General features: G+C 48.0%; 13 protein-coding genes. 5 read left to right on the forward strand and 8 right to left on the reverse strand.

The features are described from left to right. Positions 1–12 precede the first annotated feature (12 nt). A complete protein-coding gene (locus tag IEW26_RS26045; protein WP_188594491.1) occupies positions 13–819 on the reverse strand; it encodes an AraC family transcriptional regulator in 807 nt (268 codons plus the stop codon). Positions 820–855: 36 nt separating this feature from the next. After that, positions 856–1,407 (reverse strand): TetR/AcrR family transcriptional regulator, encoded by a 552-nt coding sequence (locus IEW26_RS26050; protein ID WP_186323129.1) that lies wholly within the window; start codon positions 1,405–1,407, stop codon positions 856–858. Positions 1,408–1,560: 153 nt separating this feature from the next. On the opposite strand from IEW26_RS26050, the gene IEW26_RS26055 reads away from it, so the two are divergent. Next, entirely contained in the window at positions 1,561–2,664 is a 1,104-nt protein-coding gene (locus IEW26_RS26055; protein WP_229730044.1) for a carotenoid 1,2-hydratase family protein, read from the forward strand. A 177-nt stretch (positions 2,665–2,841) separates the two neighbouring features. Then, positions 2,842–4,377 carry a carboxylesterase/lipase family protein gene (locus tag IEW26_RS26060; RefSeq protein ID WP_188594493.1) on the forward strand — a complete coding sequence of 512 codons (1,536 nt, stop codon included), beginning with the start codon at positions 2,842–2,844 and terminating at the stop codon, positions 4,375–4,377. Between the two features lie 113 nt (positions 4,378–4,490). Here the strand turns inward: IEW26_RS26060 and IEW26_RS26065 are convergent, their stop codons facing one another. Further along, positions 4,491–6,308, reverse strand: coding sequence for an ABC transporter ATP-binding protein (locus tag IEW26_RS26065; protein ID WP_188594494.1), 1,818 nt, complete (start codon positions 6,306–6,308; stop codon positions 4,491–4,493). Beyond that, on the reverse strand, positions 6,295–8,037 hold the full coding sequence (locus IEW26_RS26070; protein WP_188594495.1) for an ABC transporter ATP-binding protein: 1,743 nt from the start codon (positions 8,035–8,037) through the stop codon (positions 6,295–6,297). The genes IEW26_RS26065 and IEW26_RS26070 overlap by 14 nt, the downstream gene beginning before the upstream one ends. 129 nt (positions 8,038–8,166) lie before the next feature. On the opposite strand from IEW26_RS26070, the gene IEW26_RS26075 reads away from it, so the two are divergent. Next, positions 8,167–9,003, forward strand: a complete 837-nt coding sequence (locus IEW26_RS26075) for a MerR family transcriptional regulator (protein ID WP_188594496.1) — start codon at positions 8,167–8,169, stop codon at positions 9,001–9,003. Between the two features lie 122 nt (positions 9,004–9,125). On the opposite strand, the gene IEW26_RS26080 is transcribed toward IEW26_RS26075, so the two are convergent. From IEW26_RS26080 to IEW26_RS26095, 4 genes are all read right to left on the reverse strand, one after another. Beyond that, positions 9,126–9,704, reverse strand: a complete 579-nt coding sequence (locus IEW26_RS26080; RefSeq protein ID WP_188594497.1) for a DUF4256 domain-containing protein — start codon at positions 9,702–9,704, stop codon at positions 9,126–9,128. 95 nt (positions 9,705–9,799) lie between these two features. Then, positions 9,800–13,174, reverse strand: a complete 3,375-nt coding sequence (locus IEW26_RS26085; protein WP_229730045.1) for a HEAT repeat domain-containing protein — start codon at positions 13,172–13,174, stop codon at positions 9,800–9,802. A 154-nt stretch (positions 13,175–13,328) separates the two neighbouring features. Continuing rightward, positions 13,329–14,663: a histidine kinase dimerization/phospho-acceptor domain-containing protein gene (locus IEW26_RS26090; protein ID WP_188594498.1), complete on the reverse strand. Its 1,335-nt coding sequence runs from the start codon at positions 14,661–14,663 to the stop codon at positions 13,329–13,331. Beyond that, entirely contained in the window at positions 14,656–15,354 is a 699-nt protein-coding gene (locus tag IEW26_RS26095; protein ID WP_145405488.1) for a response regulator transcription factor, read from the reverse strand. The genes IEW26_RS26090 and IEW26_RS26095 overlap by 8 nt, the downstream gene beginning before the upstream one ends. 160 nt (positions 15,355–15,514) lie before the next feature. On the opposite strand from IEW26_RS26095, the gene IEW26_RS26100 reads away from it, so the two are divergent. Continuing rightward, positions 15,515–16,342, forward strand: coding sequence for a TVP38/TMEM64 family protein (locus IEW26_RS26100; protein ID WP_188594499.1), 828 nt, complete (start codon positions 15,515–15,517; stop codon positions 16,340–16,342). Between the two features lie 58 nt (positions 16,343–16,400). Then, complete coding sequence (locus IEW26_RS26105) at positions 16,401–16,955, forward strand: GNAT family N-acetyltransferase (RefSeq protein ID WP_188594500.1); 555 nt, start codon at positions 16,401–16,403, stop codon at positions 16,953–16,955. Positions 16,956–16,978 lie beyond the last annotated feature (23 nt).

Genomic DNA, 16,978 nt, shown 5'->3' on the forward strand with positions numbered 1-16,978 from the left:
TCCCTAACGTTATCATTTTTTCTGGTGCAGCATCATGTATGCGGATGGCGTATGTGATGTTGCCTTTTTGAAAACTCGGGAAAAATAAAGCGGATCATGATACCCGACCGAATAGGCTATGGATTGAATGGACAGCCCGGATAACTTCAACAGCTCACAGGCACGCCGAATACGATATGAAGTCAGGTATGCCGATATCGATTCGCCCGTAGCTGCTTTGAACCGGCGGAACAGATAACTTCGCTCCAGGTTAACCGCCTGTACAATCTCCGTAACGGTCAAGGTTGGCTTCCAATAGTTCTGCTCAATGTATGTTCTCGCCATCCACACGTAATCCTTGGGCTCTGCTTCCGCTTGGCGAGGGAAATACTCCATGTAATAGGACAACAGCACTTTGACTTTGGCATCTGCCCGCATCTGCTCCAGGTACGAGGCTCCCACGCTCCATTCTAGATCGTAGAAAGGCTGTAATGTATCAGGGGCTTCGGTAACGACAGGCTGAAGCTCCGAAAACTGGGTAAGCTCTACTAATCGGCTTGCATCCTTACCATGAAATTCCACCCACACATATTCCCACGGGTCCTCCAAATCAGGATAATAAAAAATCTCCTGATTCGGAAAAATGATAAAACTTTGCCCTGCTTCAAGCGAAAACACACTGCCCCCTTGCTCCAATTTGCCACGGCCCGTGATAACCAAATGTAGGGCATACACATCACGCACACCAGGTCCCCACTGGTGCAGATTAGCCGGCTTATATCCGCTATTAATGTAATACAATGCATCATCCACACCAGATTTAGGCCAAGTCCGATCCATAAGTGCACCTCCCCTCTACCGCATCCTTGCTGCGTTTCATGTTGACCCGCTCCAGTCCACATCATTAATTAAACGACTGATCAGAGAAGCCAGCTGATCTATAGTTAGACTGTGCTTTTCATTAAACCAATGAACCAGGATGCCGATCAGACCAGAGGATATGAAGGCAGATGCATAATCGTTCATCATGTGACTTGGATTTCTCTGCAGCACACGGTGAATATCCTCAAGATATACAATAAATTTCCGATGCAAGATCAGGACCAAATCGTTCTCTATCAGCTGTCTGATGAATTGCTCATTTTGTTCAAAAAAAATAAAGTACAATTTGGCCAGCTCAGCCGTTGACCTCACTTCCAGATTCATAATCTCTTGCAAGTAGCTCTGAAATAACTGATCCAGATGGTACTCCAGTATTTCCTCTTTCGTTTTAAATAACTGATAAAAGGTTTGCCTTGATAAATCACTGAGCTCCGTGATCTCTTTGACCGATATTTTTCGGTACGGCTTGGAATCCATAAGCTGAAGCAATGACTGGGTTAGCCACTTCTGTGACCGGATTGCCGACGGATTGTTTCCTTTGTACACGGGTGACATTTCCTCCATTCTGTAAGACTTATCGGGATAACGTTGACACCTGTCAATCTCTATTTTAGACTGAGCTCAAAACAATGACAACTGTCAGTATTATTACATCTATATCACAGGTATATCACAACAGCTGAGATGGAGGAACACCCGATGAAATCGAAAAAACAGCGAGCACGCTTGGCTAACGAGCAGCAATTTTATAATCAGTTGCACATCCACCCTGATCAGCCACACCCCAAGGAAGACGGGATGCGCACAGAAGGCAAAGCAGGCTCGTATGAGTGGTGGTACACGGACGCTGAGTTTGAAGATGGTACAACAATCGTAACGATTTTTTATACTAAAAATCACTTTGATGTGCCTGGACCTGCCTGGCCTCGGGTAGATATCGATATCACCCATCCAGATGGAACCAAAACCCTTCTTCACACACAGTTGCCCAAAGGACAAGTACTGATTGCCAACCGGGAGTATTGTGACGTGCACATCGGTCGATCCTACATTCGATATAAGGACGGGAATTACGTTGTACATTTCGAAGAAGGCGGGGTTGTTTATGATGCACTTATGACTTCCAAGCTGCCCATGTGGCGTCCTGAATCAGGGCACTGGTTATATGGAGGGAAAGATGAACACTACTTTGCCTGGTTTGTAGCCCAGCCCTCCGCTTCGATTGAAGCCACCTTGACCATCCATGGTCAGGAGAAAAAATTAACAGGCACCGGCTACCACGACCATAACTGGGGAAATATCAGTATGGATAAATTGATGAACCATTGGTACTGGGGCAGAGCAAAGGTCGGAGAGTATGATATCATTGCCTGTGACATTATTGCAGAGAAAAAATATAATTACCAACGTCTTCCTGTATTCATGCTTGCCAAAGATGAAAAAATAATCACAGGCGATTCGTCTGTGACACAAATTACGCGGCAGGATACGATTCAGCACCCTACGACCAAAAAGTTTATGGACAATCATCTGATCTATCATCAGCCTATCTCTGCTACGGAAGCCTATACGGTTGAATTTATTCGTCATCGCGATATCGTATCCAGCAGTTTGTTGGATACTCTCGGAGCAACAAAAGCCAAAATAGCAAGGCTGCTGCGGGCGAACCCAACCTATACCCGTGTTCTAGGTCAAGTACGACTTACTCATGAAGTGAATGGCACAAAAACCGTCGTTCAGGCTGAAGGATTATGGGAGCAGATGTTTTTTGGAAGCAATAAACATGCCACAATTCAGCAATAGGGAATAAAGCTGGTAACCAGGAGCGCTAAAGAAAAACTTAGCGCTCCTCCTTTTTATCAACCAACAAATTCCTTATAATGGGAGTAGAGATATTTTGCCACAGTATAATTGTAAGCGCAACCATACATCTTGAATCGGCTTGAATATGAATGTTCAATTCAGAGAGGAGAATGTTGTGTGCTTCGAACAGTTACGGTAGAAAATGGTCAAATTCAGGGACTGCCCGCTGCAGACCCGCGAATTACAAGTTTCAAAGGTATCCCTTTTGCTGCGCCCCCGGTGGGGCAGAACCGCTGGCGCGCACCGCAACCGGCAGAGGACTGGGATGGCGTGCTGCAAGCTTTTGATTTTGCGCCGACCTCTATGCAGGCTCCAACCGTTATTGATGACAATAATATCTATACACGAGAATGGGCTGTTGACCCCGACCTCCCAATGGATGAGGATTGTCTGTATTTGAATGTGTGGACCCCTGCCAAACGCACGGATGAGAAGCTGCCCGTTTTCGTCTGGTATTTTGGCGGCGGGCTTCAGGTAGGCCATACCGCCGAGATGGAGTTCGATGGTGAGCGCATTGCTCGCAGAGGCATTGTCGTCGTGACCATTAATTATCGGCTGAATGCGTTTGGCTTCCTGTGCCATCCCGAGATTACAGCCGAGTCGCCACATGCACCTGCAAACTTTGGTCATCTGGATCAGCAGGCAGGCACAGCTTGGGTGAAGCGTAACATTGCCGCATTTGGCGGTGACCCGGAGCAGATCACGATTGGTGGACAATCTGCCGGTGGCGGCAGTGTGCTCAGCCAGATGACCTCCCCTCAGAACAAAGGTTTGTTCCAGCGAGCCGTCATTATGAGCGGTATCGCGACTGAGCTGTATCCAAAGGTACATGTACCTGCTGTACGCAGTACGCTGCAAGATGCCGAGCAGAAAGGGGTAGATTTTTTCCATTTCCTTGGAGTGTCTTCACTGGAGGAAGCAAGACAACTGGATGCCGTCACACTGCGAGATAAAATTTTGGAGTATAGAAGCTTCTGGGGAACGGTCATTGATGATCAGTTCTGTGTAGGTGATCCCTTCACCCGTTTCATGCATCACAAACGCGAGCTCGTGCCTGTGATGCTGGGTCACACCTCCTCCGAGTTCTGGACACGGCCTGCGGTAAACAGTATGGAGGAACTGAAGCAGATGGCTGCGGAACTGTTTGGCGAAGATGCTCCTGCTTTCCTGCAGCTATGTGAAGCCGATACGGGTGATCTCGATCATGCCTTGCAGCGGGCCTCCATCCGCATGATTGAACATGCGATTCAGCTTGTAATCCGCTCGAACAGCGGTCATCCGTCAGAAACACCTCTCTATTATTATAACTTTGATGCAGAGATTCCAGGCTGGGATCAACCGGGTACGTTCCACTCCGTTGATTTGTGGTTTTTCTTTGAAACCCTTGCCAAATGCTGGCGGCCTTTTACAGGCAAGCATTATGACCTGGCACGCCAGATGTGCAATTATCTATCTAATTTCATCGCAACAGGCGACCCGAATGGTCTCGATTCCACTGGCAAACCGCTGCCATACTGGATTCCCAGCAGTATTCTACAACCGTACCGTATGGAGTTCGGGGATGTGTCCCAGCTACAACGTGCAGAGCCTGGTCCTGTGCTTGAGTTGGTGCTTGAGCAGTATTTTAAAAAACAGAACGAACCGGTGCTATAAACACGTCTAATCGCTATTTATGTAAAGACCAAGAGATAGCCCTGCACTTGCAGCAGAGCTATCTCTTGATTCACTTCATAAGTTTAATGTATATAGCTATACTTGGGGTACCATTACTCCCACTCGAAAGCACCCGTATATAACTGATAATATATGCCTCTGTTCTCCAGCAATTGATGATGATCGCCGCGCTCCTTGATCCGACCTTTATCCATAACCATAATGGCATCGGAATTACGCACTGTTGACAAGCGGTGAGCGATGACAAAAACGGTTCGACCATGCATCAGATTATCCATTCCCTTCTGGACCAGCGCTTCTGTACGCGTATCAATGGAGGAAGTCGCTTCATCCAGAATCATGACAGGCGGGTTCGCAATCGCCGCTCTTGCAATTGCGAGCAGCTGGCTCTGTCCCTGGGATAATCCATTACCGCTACCATCAAGCCAGGTGTTATATCCATCTGGCAATCGTTCGATGAAACTTGATGCATAGGACAATCTGGCAGCCTGGGTTACCTCCTCGTCACTGGCCTCCAGCCTCCCGTAACGAATATTGTCAGCTACTGTACCCGAGAACAAATGGGTATCTTGTAGCACTATTCCCAAGGAACGACGCAGGTCTGCTTTTCGCATACGACGAATATGGATGCCGTCATATATAATCTCGCCTTCTGTAATATCGTAGAAGCGGTTGAGTAGATTGGCTATCGTTGTTTTGCCTGCCCCGGTCGCACCGACAAAGGCGAGCTTCTGTCCGGGTAGCGCGTATAACGTAATGTCCTGAAGCACCTGCTTTTTCCCGTCATATGTGAAGCCCACGCCTCTGAAATCCACTTTGCCTTTTAACGTTACAGTAGAGCCATCCTCCAGTTTCCAGACCCATCCTGTCTGATCTGCTTTCCTCTCCAAGGTCACACGCCCTTCATCTGTTTCAGGCTGTTCATCCATCAGATTAAATATGCGCTGTGCTCCAGCAAGCGCAACGACAAACATGCTCACCTGAGAGGAAATTTCGGCAATCGGCATCGTAAAATTACGCGACAGACTCAGAAAAGCGGCTATACTTCCCAGCGTCAAACCCGCATTCCAGCCTGATATCGCCATAGCCCCGCCTGCAATTGCAACAAGTACATAGATCAAGGTCGCCAGATTGGCATTAATCGGCATCAGTATATTGGAGAACTTGTTCGCGGTTGCCGAATTGTTAAACAACTCATCGTTCAGACGTGCGAACTGCGCCGTGGCATGCTGCTCGCGGCTGAACACTTGCACCACCTTCTGCCCATGAATAATCTCTTCAATATATCCGTCCACCACACCGATGGATTCCTGCTGCCTAAAGAAGTGGTCCGTTGCCTTCGTGCCCACCTTCTTCGTAACCCAGAGCATGACAAGCGCGCCCAGCACGACAACAATGGTTAGTGGAACATCCAGATACAGCATCGTTCCCAGCACCACGATTACCGTAACGGCTGTGGACAACAATTGAGGAAGCCCGTCTGTCAGCATCATATTCAACGTATCCACATCATTGGTATAGTGACTCATAATATCACCATGGGCCTTACGGTCAAAATATTTGATCGGAAGCTTCTGCATGTGTTCGAACAAGCGGTCACGAATCTTCTTCATGATCTGCTGCGAGATCGTAATCATCAGTCGCTTTGAGATAAATGTGCTGATCACTCCCGCAGCATAGATCATAGCCAAAATGATTAAAGCCTGGAACAAGGCATCAAATACCGGATGCTGATCGCCCAGCAACGGTACAATATAATCATCTATAAGCAATCGCAAAAAAGCTGCTGAAGCGACAGAGACGGCAGAAGTTACAAGCACGAGTATCAGTACAAGAGCTGTTTGAAATTTATAATATTTGAAATAAGACAGCAGACGTTTGATCGTGAGGCCATAATTAATGTTGTCCATCCTGCTCTTCACCGCCTTTCGTCTGGGTATGGTAGGCCTCTTGATAGATTTCGCTTCTGCGGAGAAGCTCCTGATGGGTTCCGATATCGGCCATCCTGCCTTCGTGCAGCACGATAATCTGATCGGCATCTTCGACCGATGCAATGCGCTGTGCAATAATAATTTTGGTTGTATCAGGTATGCTTTCCTTAAAAACACCTCGGATTAATGCATCTGTACGTGTATCCACAGCACTTGTAGAGTCGTCCAATATCAGAATCTTCGGTTTTTTGAGTAATGCTCTGGCAATACAAAGCCTTTGTTTCTGTCCACCGGAAACGTTGGTTCCCCCTTGTGCAAGATGGGTGTCGTAACCGTCCGGAAAAGCCGAAATGAATTCATGTGCCTGTGCCGCCTTACACGCCCGGACCAATTCCTCGTCAGTGGCTGCTTCATTCCCCCAACGCAGGTTCTCTTTGATCGTGCCTTCAAACAACACATTTTTTTGCAGCACCATCGCCACCTGATCTCGGAGCACCTTCAGATCGAAATGCTTCACATTGGTACCACTAACCAATACCTCGCCGTCACTGACGTCATACAGTCGCGGAATCAATTGCATCATTGTCGATTTGGCACTGCCGGAAGCACCGATAATGCCAACAGTCTGTCCTGAGCGTATGTGCAGATTGATGCCAGATAATGCATACTTCTCCGCTTTGTCAGAGTACCGGAAAGATACATTGCGGAATTGTACTTCTCCACTGTGCAGCTGTGTAATCGGTGATTCCGGGCTGATAATATCGGGCTGCTCCCTCAACAGATCGTTGATCCGTCCAGCAGAGGCCCGGGCAATTGCCATCATAATAATGACAAAACCGAGCGTCATCAGGCTCATCAATATTTGCATGGAATATGCAAACACACTGGTAAGCTCCCCGGTAGTCATGCTCCCGCTTACGACCAGCTTGGCTCCGATCCATGAGATGATTAACATGACAGCATATAACACAATTTGCATTAATGGGAGTTCATACGACAGAATGCGCTCTGCCTTCACCATCTGTGCGAATATCTTCTCGGATACAGCCTGAAACTTGGATATCTCGCGTTCCTCGCGAACGTAGGATTTCACAACGCGAATGCCGCGCACATTTTCCTGAACGACTTTGTTCAGATCATCATAGCTGCCAAAGGCCCGCTCAAAAATAGGAAAGGAATACTTCATAATCAGTCCCATGCCAATTGCCAGTACGGGAATAACAATCACAAACCACATGGCAATTGTCGGGCTGATGCGATACGTCATGATCGTAGCAAAGATCATCATCACCGGACTGCGAAAGGCAATCCGTATAATCATCAGAAAGGCATTCTGCACATGGGTGATATCCGTAGTTAGCCTCGTCACGATGCCAGAGGTTGAAAATTTGTCCATATTGGAGTAAGACAACTGCTGTACATGACGGAACAGGTCATAGCGCAAGTTTTTACCAAACCCCGCCATGGCGATAGCAGAATGTTTACCCGCAAGCACTCCGAAAACAAGTGATACCAAAGCAAACAGCACCAGGATCAAGCCGTACTTCACCACCTGATTCATCTGTCCCCCGGTAATTCCCTGATCAATCAATTCAGCCATAAAGAGCGGAATGACCACTTCCATAGCCACCTCACCGAGCAGAAACAGCGGAGTTAACCATGTATCTTTTGTATACTCGCGTATACTTCCCAATAATTTCCTCACCATAAGCATTCTCCTTATCTAAAATAAACGCACTACTTTCGATCTAGCGGTAGATCGGCGGTCAGAACAGCTGTATTATAAACTGTATAGCAACTATACAGTCAATCCACTTCTTTCGCCCTGGAGGTACCTATGCATCCGAACGATATGTTGTCCATTAGTGCTTTTTCCAAGCTGTCCGAGGTTTCGCGCAAAACGCTTATATATTACGACCGTATCGGCCTGTTCAAGCCCGCTTATGTTGCAGATAACGGTTATCGCTATTACAGCCGCAGCCAGCTTGAGACGATTGGAGTTATTCATATTTTCAAAGAGCTGGGCATGTCTCTGGAGGAAATTCAAGAGCATCTCGGTCGGCGTTCCCCGGAAAACACCCTTGAACTGCTGCGCAAGCAGGAGGAGGTGTTGCGATTGCAGATGGCCAAGTTGACTCAGGCCGAACAAATGATTATACAACGTGCTAAAAATATAGAACACTCCATGCATCTGGACACCAGCCAAATGCATGTCATATGGCAAGCCAAGGCACCATTACTGCTGAGCTGCCGCATCGATTCCTCCAAACAGGAATTCCCTGAAGAACTGTGGGAAGACTTCCGGGCACGACTGAACAAGGAGCATGCACCGCTTGGATATCCAGGGGGCGTCATCATTCCCAAAGAGGATTTGCTGAAAAAGGATGGCGACAAGATCTCCCATATGTACAGCTTCATGACGACAAAACATCACAAACAGGCTTATATGCCGGAGGGATACTATCTGGTGTCCTATGCCAGAGCAGATTATGCGGATACCGAGAAAATCTATCCGCAAATCTTTGATTATATCGAACAGAAAAAGTACGTCATTAAGGGAGATGCATACGAGGAGTACATGCAGGATGAGATTGTCCTGCAGCATGCAGAGGAATATCTGGTTCGAGTCATGGTGCAGATTGAGAAGCCCGGCGAAGAAGATGTTCGGCCTTAACCCGGTTCAACTCAAAAAAGGGAGTGACTCGACTTATGCCGAATCGCTCCCTCTTCTCTATAGGAACTAACTATATTATCACCTAGCATTTTTAGACACGCTCTGGTTTTCTCATTAAATCGTTATACTCTTAACAGACCTCGAAAACCTCTTCCTGCGTAGTACGATTCTGCACCATTATGGTACATAAATACGGTATCGTAACGGAGGTCGCAAAAAATAGCTCCGCCCCGCTGCCTGATTTTGTCTGGTGTCAGCACCCAACTGGATGTTTTCATATCAAAGTTGCCCAGCTGCTGCAGCTCCCGATACTGGGACTCACTTAAAAGCTCGATGCCCATCTCGATACACATCTGAACAGCACTGTGCTTTGGCTTGTTTTCTTTTCTTGCATCCAGCGCCGCCTGATCATAACAAACACTGCGACGTCCCTTCGGACTCTCGGTGGAACAATCCACAAATATATATTCACCCTTCTCACTGTGCAGTTCAACCAGATCAGGTTCGCCGCCCGTCTTCTCCATCTCGTGGAGTGACCACAGCTTATCTGGGTGTGCTTCTAGTCTAGCCTCTACGTTAACCCATTCCAGGTTTGGATGACAACCCTTGTTTTTCTCAAAACGTGCCTTTAAGGTGTTTAATAATTCATCACGTTGTTCCACTGATAATTGTTTATCACTTTCAATAGAGTTTGTTGTCATCCTCATTCTCCTTCGGTTCGTGATCGGAGTGTAACGTTCGCTGTTTCTACTCGATTGTAGTGAAAATAAAAGCGTAAAACAAGCATAGATAAACCTTATTCAGAGATCGTACAAATATCTAGCGCCCGCATCCGGATTGCCTCGTGCTCATGCTGCCTGTAAGCTCTAAGACGCTCGCGGCAATCTTCATTCCAGAACAATGCTTCCCCAGCAAGCTTCAACAGGGAAAGCTCCATATAAGATGAAGCCAGGTCGGTCCGTAATTTCAATTTATCGACGATGCCAAGAAGCTGCTCCGGTTCCCAGTATGGTTTGCTTGCAAGCAGTATTCTTGTAACCTGCTGATCCACCGAATCCCATACATACGGATAAGCATTCATGATTTCTAATACAGCGTTCAGACGTACCACCGCCAGGTCAGCCTGACTCCAGCCTATTGCAGCCAAATGTAGAGGAACCACAGCAAACTTTAGCGTATCATACGGCTGAAGCGCCTCAATTATGGCCGCATATAACGGTGCAAGCATATTCCGCACTGGCGCAGATAACGATACAATTCTCTCCAACAGCCTCAGCAAGCGCTGACGATTGGGCAGGTCTCTCTCGCTGCCCGCATTCCAGTCTTCCTTTATCTTCGCTTCAGCCAACTGCCGAATGACATACACAACCTGATCATTCACTTTTCCGTCCTGAACAACATGGACAAACGCATGCAGTGCGGCTTGCCAGCGGCATGCGTCTTCCAGATCGATCAATGCTCCGCCGGCACAATCCGCGATGATTTCTGCACTCACACTGCCCCAACGAGTCATGGCCTGAAAAGCCTCCATCGATACAATCGGGTCATTATGACCGGCAATTTCCGTAATCCACTGCAAATATCGCAAACGTGCTTCTACCGGCAGCTCCGCCGGGTACTGATTCAGCAAGCTTCGAGCAATATCCCGGTCTGAAGAAGATGCCATGACACTCATCATCGCCCAGCTTCGCTCATCATCCAGACATTGTCTGGCGGCATGACCGATAGCAATGATAACATCCTTGTGCTGGTTCGGCTTCTCATACTCCCGAATAAGCAGCGGCATGCTTTCACTGCTTTTGTACGCCCCCAGCAGCCGTATCGCTTCCTTCCTCACCGTGATCTTCAGCTTCTCCCGATCCAGCAGCTTCGAGAGCATAGAGGAAAGCAGCTCCGGGCTAACCCTGCGTGCACACTTCGGTATGGAATACATCGCTACACGCGCACGATCCCCGTCCACATTGTTCAGCAGCACCGGAAGTGCTTCTTCCGGCTCCTCTGTTAAAGAAAAAGCATGCAGCGCGGCTTCCACAATATGTACTTCGGGGTCCTGCAGCTGCTTCTCCAGCTGATCCGAGTGATAATCCGGCATGCCTGCCAAGCTGCGCATTGCACTTGCTCGTTCGTGGAAGCTGCGCTTGTTGTCCTGCACCACACGCTCAAGCAGCGAAGCAAGCGCCTGCTGCTGACGCGGCAGCCAGCGGTAAAAGCCATCATACGCAGGCACGAGATAGATCGTTTTGCCCGTTAGATGTTTGCCTTTAAGAACCTTACCCGAGATAAACGGGTCCAGCCACTCCTGACGTTTCCGATGCAGATGCGCAAACACCTCATAGAATGAAATAAAGGTCGGATCACGGTCCAGCAGCTCCCTCACACGTGCATCCCTTGTCTTGTAGGGTGCTAACCAGTAACGGACGGCTTGAGCAGGCGCCTTCTTGCTCTTGACCAGTTCCTCCAGCAGCTGATGAAGCTTGGGCAGATGATCTATGGCTTCTCCGAATACATCTGCCATCCGCAAAACAACATAATCACTTTCCCGCTTGTTTGCTTCTAAACCCACGGCATAGATTTCGTCAAACAATGTTTCGATCGCTGCCCGTGGTATCCCCTTCCAATCTCTTGTATACAGCATGAACTGTCCGTCACGCATCGTCATTCTTCTCATCGCTCTAAGCGCAAACTGGAACAGCGGATGTTCAGACTCCCCGGCATGCTCTCGCAGAATCGAATAAGCCAGCTTCTCCGTTGCCGATCTTGTCCCATGAGAAGTATCCCTGGCCTCAATGACGCTATCGACCAGGATCGTCAGATGATCCACATGCTCCCCCTTGAACATCGGAGCAGGACAGCTCGACAATTCTGTCATCACAGTGAAGCGCACAGGGTCCTGATCATTCTTCACCCTTGTCAGGAAACGCAAGGTCTCCCCCATACCGCTCCGGGATAACGCCGTGCTCTGGATAAGCCGGGCATACGCTATTGCACGCTCATCTGCACTGGACGCCTGAACCGACAGCTCCAGCGTTTCTCTGGCTGCATCGATCATACGGTGCGCAGTCAGTTCAAGCATAATGCCCCGATCTTCCCGAGCATCACGCAAATGGAGCATACGGGCTGCTTCCTGATCGCGCAGCTGATGAGGAAGCACATCGAGCAGGCTCATCGGGAACATGCGCAGCTTGCGCTCCTGTTCTGGATAAGCTGCCTCAAACAACGCCCCCCGGCTGGAAGGTGCAAGTGTATCCAGCACCTTCGCCACTTGATAAGGCGCCGCAGCCAGCAGCTTCACCAGCGCAGTCCAATGCGCAGAAGTGAACCATCTTCTTTTTTTCAATACACCCGCCGGAACCCCGTTGTTCAGCAAATATGCCCTCGATTCCTCCCGTGTCAGCAGCTCGAATACTCGCTCGGGGCTCGTTTGAATCAGAATACCCAATTGCTCCTTGATCACGGGATGTATCAACTCTTTAGGGCCATATTTCAGCGCATATTCCAGTATCATTCCAGGCCTGAACACACTCAGCTTCTCTACCGCAGTGCTCATCAAGTACCAGACACCTGACTTCCCGCTATCTGACGCCTCGCTCAATACCTTGTTCAGATATGCAGCAGCCTGATCAGGATAACGAGTTGAGAGGAGCCGCCAGTTACGGAGAGCATATCCCAGCTGCGGCAGCCTTGTGCGAACCGTTTCCTCACTGCACATCGGCAATAGTATAGCGGCCTCCTTGGCTCCCCAGCGTTCCAATACGATCTGCAGCAGTCGTTCTGCCCAATCCTGTCTGTTATGCTTCACGATGCTTCGGAGAAGCAGCTGACGCTCTTGATGAGACATCGAAACGATCTTGTCTTCAACAGGGTAACCTGAATCGGTAATCAATTCTGCGAGCATCCAGGCCGCCCGGCCCCTGACCCTCGCTTTGCAATGTTTTAATGCATGTTTAACCGCTTGTGCATCCCGCACCGTGCCAGCACCGGTTAAGGCCAGATGTGCTTCGTAAGCTGTTCCGCTGTCCAGCAATTCGACTAGCAGCACGGCATATTCTTCAGGGACTGGATGATCCAGGCCCAGCCGTGCCATTTTTTTCATCCGATCCGAGTAGCCTAATGAATCCAGCTGCTGCAAGATTCGATCTTTCGTTAGTGGAGTGTGACTGTTCTTCTTCATGAAGCTCTCTCTCCCCTCACATGTTGACATTCCTTCTATATTAACCCTTCATACCCTGCATAAGTTTCATCTGAACACCAAAAATGCAAGGTTGCTGCCTCCATCTTCTTTTCCTCTGCTGTCCCATCATCTACCCCTTCCCCTTCCACAACGATCACCGATCGGTATCACTTAGAATGACAGGCAGCTCAATCTGTAATGTGAATCTGTCATTTTGTTCTGATGTGCTTAACGTTCCGTTATGCTGCTCCAGAATTTTTTTACAGCTGACCAGACCAATCTCGTTGCTGTCCTTCGTTTTGTCAACATGTCTGATCCGATTGGAAACGTTCATGTATAATATTTGCTGTTTCACATGCAGCTCGATATGGACAGGATGGGATGTATCTGCATACTTCTTTATATTAGAAAAAATATTATCAAACACACGACGAATCGCTACCAGATTCATTTCCAGCAAAAAAGGCTGTTCCCCATAATTCGGCTGAATCTGAACATCGATATCCTCGATCACCGCCAGCTGCTCATCCAGCAGCTGATCCAGCAGCTCCCGGCCCTCATAGATTTCAAAGTCCACATCCTCTTCCTCTGATGCAGAAGATACCGTAAAGTACTCAAACAGCTTGTCCGATAAAATTTTGATCTGATAAGCCTTCTCCCGGCTATTGTGGATGTATTGCAGCAGATCCTCCTGTGTCTTGTATTTGCCAAGCTCAATGATGTCCATATACCCCAGCAAAATGGTGAGTGGTGTGCGCAAATCATGAGAAATGGCCGTAATCAATTCCCGATTGGCTGTCCTCACTCTTTCCTCGCTGCCAAGCCGTTCCACGAAGGATTTCCGCATCTCATCAATACTCCAGGCGAGTGATGACAACTCATCTCTGCCGGATATGGTGATCTTGTAATCCAGGTTGCCGCCTTCCAGAATTTTAATCTCCCGCTCCAGCTTGCCTATATACGAGATTTTATGACTGATAAGCAGCAGAAAAGCGATAATAAAAGCAATGACGGCAGCGAATACACTCAAGATGAGAAGCAGGTTGTAATACTGATATTCATAAAAACCAACCAGATACACCTGTGCCGTCTGATCTGCAAACTGGACTGTAGTAATCGGTATTTTGGATGGTAAAAACTGAGTCAGCAGCTCCTCATTAATCTCCGGGTCAGCTTCGGTATTGGAGGCGTAGATCAGCTTGTCTTTTACAAATATAAACAGCTTCAGGTAACGCTCCCCGCTAATCCATCTGGATAGTTCCTCATGATCCTGTGTAGACAACTGCTCACTGCTTACAAGAGCCTGGAAGCGTTCCAGCGCATCCTCCTGCCTGTTCTCGACAAAGGTAGATTTACTCAGATAACTGTCCAGCGCCGTCTCTCCCGCTACTTGAAAAACAATGGATACCCCTGCTGCAACAAGCAGCGAGATAATAATGGCAAGCACCATCTTGAGCTTCAGCTGTTTGCCCATCAGAAATCTATTCAATTTTGTACCCCTTCCCCCAGACGGTCTTCACATATTTCGGATGCTGCGGGTCGTCTTCCAGCTTGTTTCTCAGGTTACGGATATGGACCATGACGGTGTTATTACAGGTATAAAAATAAGGCTGTCGCCAGACACTCTCATATATATTTTCGGCTGAAAATACCTTTCTTCGTTTCGATGCCAGCAGCATCAAAATCTGATATTCAATATCGGTGAGCGAGATTTCCTTCTCCCCGATGTATACTGATTTGGAATCCTGATGAATCTTCAGATCCTTCACCACGATGTGGTCCGTCTCTTCAATTTTCTCCTTGCCCCGGTAGACGTAATAGCGGCGCAGCAGCGCTTTGACCCTTGCAACAAGCTCGGTATAGGAGAACGGTTTGGACAGAAAGTCATCGCTCCCCGACGAGAAGGCTAGTTGTTTATCCGAATCCTGTGTTTTCGCTGTAAGAAACAGGATAGGTGCACTCGTTTTTTCACGAATCTCGAGACATGCCTTCAAGCCTGACTTGTTGGGCATCATCATATCCAGAATAATGAGGTCCGTCTCTTCCGTTACTTTATCCACTGCATCTTGGCCGTCCACGGCTTCGATGACTTCATAATTTTCACTTTCCAACAAAATCCTGACGATCTCGCGTATTTCACTATTGTCGTCCGCAATCAGAATCTGCTTGCTGTTATTCATCGAAATCCCTCCGTCCACTATCAGTATAGTCCGCGATTTCCTCCAGAGCCAGCACATCCAACCCGGCTTAAGAATTCTTCAGAAGTTCTGTGGGCTAATCTTCATGTTTTCGATTTATACTGTAAGTAATCAAGGTTATTAAACAAAGGGAGTCGTATCTATGAAGCAATATTCGAAACATGGCGTGCTCAAAATACTGCTGGGTCTGTTCGCTGCCTTGGCGATAGGTCTGCTCATCTATTACGCTTCTGACATCATCAAAATCATGTCGTCGATGGACAACTTCAGAGCGTATATTCATTCCACCGGACACTGGGGACCGGTCATGTTCATCCTGTTCCAGATTCTTCAGATCGTCGTTGCACCGATTCCAGGAGAGATTGTACAGATTGCCGGGGGATATATCTACGGTTCCGCACTTGGCTCCTTCTATACAACCGTCGGTCTGATCCTGGGTTCAGCCATCGCCTTCTATTTCACCCGGTTCATCGGCCGTGATTTCGTATCCCGCCTGCTTCAGAAACAGAATATGAAATGGATCTCGTTTATGCAGGACGAGCGCAAGTTTACTGCCTTTTTGTTTATCTTTTTTGTGGTTCCGGGGTTACCCAAGGATATGCTGGTATTTGTAGCCGCGCTGACCTCCATTAGCTCCTTGCGTTTCTTCATCATACTGCTGGTGGCGAGACTGCCATGGATTATCGCATCAGCTGCGTTAGGCTCGACCATTCAAACACAGCAGTACACTATTGCGATCATCATATCCGTTATTGCTGTTATCGGTTTTGTACTCGGCTATATCTACAAAGACAAGCTAGTGAACCTGTTCTCCAAAGCGGAGCAGGCGAATGAGACTCCAAAGCTGGATAAGACTATTCACACATTTGAGATAAAAGAAACTAATAAGGTCTTAAACGCTGTCAAAGCCAAAGCCGCTCCTGCCCTGACCAAGCCGCAAGATATGGCCGCCGTCAAAAATAAAGGATAATACGAAGCAGTGATTCATTATTTCTGTATTATATACAACTTAACTGGAGGATTTATTTATGCACCCCATTGAAACCAATCGATTGATCCTGCGCAATTTCACCGCCACGGATGCTGCCGGACTACTGGAGTATACAGCTAACCCACGCGTGAATTGTTTTATGGATCATCAGATGACAACACTTGAGCAAGCCGTAGTTGAAGTCGAGAAACGCAGCAATGACGATTCCCATATCGCGGTCTGCCTGAAAGACAGCAATGAACTGATTGGTGAGCTGTTCGGCATGAAGGAAGAGAAGGATTCGGATACGTACAGTATTGGCTGGAATTTCAACGGAAGATATGAAGGAAAAGGTTATGCCAGCGAGAGCGCGGGTGCATTCATCGAACATCTCTTCACGGAGCAGGGCATACGCAGACTGTACGCCTATGTGGAGGACGATAACTTCCGTTCCCAGAAGCTGTGTGAGAAGCTGGGCATGCGCCGGGAAGGTCTGTTTCTGGAGTTCATTTCGTTTGTCAAAAACGAGGATGGCACCCCGAAATACGAGAACACCTACCAATATGCTTTATTAAAAAAAGAATGGCTTACGCAGCAGGAAGCTCGGAAGTAACCGAAGTAAACCAGCTAACGCAG

Origin of the sequence: Paenibacillus silvae (assembly GCF_014639235.1) — a bacterium.
GTDB classification, from domain to species: domain Bacteria; phylum Bacillota; class Bacilli; order Paenibacillales; family Paenibacillaceae; genus Paenibacillus; species Paenibacillus silvae.